Source organism: Candidatus Aquicultor secundus (assembly GCF_002791875.1).
Classification (GTDB): Bacteria; Actinomycetota; Aquicultoria; order Aquicultorales; family Aquicultoraceae; genus Aquicultor_A; species Aquicultor_A secundus.
In genome coordinates this window covers 15142-17883 of record NZ_PFNG01000084.1, presented here as the reverse complement: position 1 = coordinate 17883, position 2742 = coordinate 15142, and the positions used below count along the sequence as shown (strand labels likewise).

Below are 2742 nucleotides of genomic sequence, written 5' to 3'. Positions count from 1 at the left end.
GGTTCATTTAATTAGTTAACCAGATATTAATCAGATATTAATCAGGCATAAAATAGTAAATTCTAAAACAGCCGGGAAACCGGTGCCGGAGAACACATAATGTGTAGCCGACACCGGTCTTTATTTTTCCTTGCCAGTTCTTGTTATTTCTAGCCCTCGACGTCTTGGACTTGTATTTCGAAGCGGAGTGTTTTACCGGCGAGAGGGTGGTTAAAATCAACATCGACGTGATCGGGTTTAATATCGGTTATGACGCCTACAAACATGCTGCCGTTATCGCTCATGGCCTGAAGCTGCATGCCGGCCTCGGGTTCGACGTCTGTGGGTAGGTCTTCTCGCGGGACGTGCATAAACCGCTCTTCGGAGTACTCCCCGTATGCCTCCTCGGGCTCTACAACGACCTCTTTCGTGTCGCCGGCGTTAAGCCCCTCAAGGTTTTTTTCAAGCCCGGGGATTATCTGTCCCTCGCCCTGGACATAGACGAGTGGCTGGTCTGGATTTGTCTCATCTACGAGTTGGCCGTCGACGTACACTTTGTAATCCAACGTAACGGTTGAACCACTTTTAATTGGCATATCTTACCTCTCCTTTTAAACCGGTGGCTATAAAGAATGGGGTTCAATCCGAACCCCGCATATCAAAAATTCTTTATACCGATTTGCAGATTTTTTTAACCATAACTGTAATCAAGCCCCATGTAAAGGGGTGTTTAAGCGCCGGTAGGTGGGGCTAGGAGAGCCATCGCCTCATCGACGCTTTTTACGATGACGCAGCTTTCCTTTTCGCGCAAGATGTCGTAGATAGCCTCGACGTATTCGCCGGGATTGACGAGCAGCAGTTTACCGCCCGACTCGGTTATCTGCCTGCAGCAATCGTCGAGGGCGTGGAACCCCGCGACGTCCATGAAGTTTAATCTACTTATATCAACGATTATTCCCCTGTATCCCTCAGAGATCAGGGAGCTGATAGCGGCATGAGCGAATGATGCGGTAAACGCATCACATTCGCCGGCAAGCACAATATGTGGGATACCATCAGTGCTCCTGATACTTATTCTTAATTGGAATTGCTCTTCAGAGTTGCTCATGTTCACCCCTCATGGTCTTAATGTATCTTAACTGGCGTTATAGTGCAAATAAGGGCGCTGGTGCTTATGGTTTCTGGTTTGACTTACCTGCCGGTACAATTATGTAAGGTTCGCCACATAATCTTGTAATTATAAGGTATTCCTGAGAAAATCAATGTAGTGGTTGTTTGGTATTGAGGAGATGGTACGATGGCTAAACGCAAAGAAAAAGGCAAATCAATCGGAAAAGTTCACCAGAGCAAAGCAAGCCCACGGGCAGTACAGCAGCAATCGACAAATAAAATGATGCCATGGTTGATCGCGGGAGCAGCTGTCCTGGCTTTGGTTATTTACGTAGCTCTTTCGAGTTCTTCGGCATTGAGCCCAAATAGTGGCCAGGTAAGCCAAAATGCGCAGACATCGGTTGCGCCGCCGATGAGTGGGGTGGAGGATTTTTCGGCTGGGCAGGTCGATGCATCTAAAGCAAAACTGACCACTTTTAAAATGGATGAGCTTGCGGGCACCGATTGCGTGCAAACGATTATGACCGAGCTTGTTAAGCTGGGAGGCATTGGGAGTCTTAAGGCGGATTATTCTAACAGGCTTTTGGAGGTGCAGTACGATCCGTCCAAGGTGACCAACGCCAAGATCATCGATGCCTTGATTAAGGGCCAGCACCCGGGTCAGGTCACAGCGGAAAAGATAGTCGAAAAGAAGCCTCCCATATATGTTGGCGGAAGCATTGTCGAGGAAACTGGTGCAGCCGCAGGTGCAAACAGCAGTACCACCGATACCGGAGGTGCTAAGTAACTACGAGTTCGTAGGGTTTATGCAGTATAGAGCCATAAGAAAAAGCCCCGCCGGATAGCGGGGCTTTTTGGCCCGATTAGCTATTCGATATTTTCAAAATCTCCTCCCGGGACATCCCGTATGGGCAGTGCAAAATTGCTCGACCTTAGCCAAAAATCCAGCCGCCGTATTCTTCAAAGTAGTAAGCGGGGTCTTCAAGGTACCGCTTCGAGTAGGCGAGAAGATCGTAATGCTCTTTCTCTTCATAAAGCATGAACCTGAAGAACGTTTCCACCTTTTCGTCTTGTGGCACAGCCAGGGCACGTTCGTAGAGTTCGTAGCTTTTTGTTTCAAGCAGCATCGCCACATCGTAGATATCCAGGTCGTTGCTGTTGAGATTGACGTTTTTCTCGGCTTCTTTCATCCGTGCCTGGGTCATTACGCGGATTCTATCCGTAAGTTCGAGGCCGCATTCGGCATCAAAATCGAACCCGCCTTTGCCAAGGAGAGAGTCGTTGAATTCTTCGATTTTTCGAACGTGCTCGATTTCTTCATCGGCCAGAAACTCCAGGACTTTTTTTGCGAAGGGGTCGGTTACTTTATCGATGAGCTGACGGTAAAATGTTTCACCGTTTTTCTCAAATTCAAATGCGATCTGTAATGCTTCGCAGTACGCTTGCTCCATTAGAACCATTCCTTTCTCAAGTTTACATAAAATTTAGCTGTTATTTTTAACCAATGCAAGCAGGATTATATTTGAACAGGGTTGCTTTAGTGATTTGTTTGTATTATTCCCCAGGTGGTGGGGAGTTAAGCATCTGGGGAAGGAGTGAGTTTATGCTTGGATTTTTGGATGTGGTGAGTGCTGGGGAACATGGTCTTGGGGC

The 2742-nt window shown here is 47.5% G+C and carries 4 protein-coding genes; 1 reads left to right on the top strand and 3 read right to left on the bottom strand.

Annotated features, from left to right (window positions below; translation table 11 throughout):
* Nucleotides 1–149: 149 nt before the first annotated feature.
* Complete coding sequence (locus tag COY37_RS03375; protein ID WP_286679310.1) at nt 150–575, bottom strand: FKBP-type peptidyl-prolyl cis-trans isomerase; 426 nt, start codon at nt 573–575, stop codon at nt 150–152.
* Nucleotides 576–709: 134 nt separating this feature from the next.
* Nucleotides 710–1087 (bottom strand): STAS domain-containing protein, encoded by a 378-nt coding sequence (locus COY37_RS03370; protein ID WP_286679311.1) that lies wholly within the window; start codon nt 1085–1087, stop codon nt 710–712.
* Between the two features lie 189 nt (nt 1088–1276).
* Here COY37_RS03370 and COY37_RS03365 point away from each other — a divergent pair, with 189 nt between their 5' ends.
* Entirely contained in the window at nt 1277–1876 is a 600-nt protein-coding gene (locus tag COY37_RS03365) for a heavy-metal-associated domain-containing protein (RefSeq protein ID WP_286679312.1), read from the top strand.
* A 145-nt stretch (nt 1877–2021) separates the two neighbouring features.
* Here COY37_RS03365 and COY37_RS03360 read toward each other — a convergent pair whose 3' ends face one another.
* On the bottom strand, nt 2022–2540 hold the full coding sequence (locus COY37_RS03360) for a ferritin family protein (protein ID WP_286679313.1): 519 nt from the start codon (nt 2538–2540) through the stop codon (nt 2022–2024).
* Between the last annotated feature and the right edge of the window lie 202 nt (nt 2541–2742).

Bases quoted from the DNA above. Each gene is read 5' to 3' on its own strand.
- COY37_RS03375 (WP_286679310.1), bottom strand. From the start codon at position 575: ATGCCAATTAAAAGTGGTTCAACCGTTACGTTGGATTACAAAGTGTAC.
- COY37_RS03360 (WP_286679313.1), bottom strand. From the start codon at position 2,540: ATGGAGCAAGCGTACTGCGAAGCATTACAGATCGCATTTGAATTTGAG.
- COY37_RS03365 (WP_286679312.1), top strand. From the start codon at position 1,277: ATGGCTAAACGCAAAGAAAAAGGCAAATCAATCGGAAAAGTTCACCAG.
- COY37_RS03370 (WP_286679311.1), bottom strand. From the start codon at position 1,087: ATGAGCAACTCTGAAGAGCAATTCCAATTAAGAATAAGTATCAGGAGC.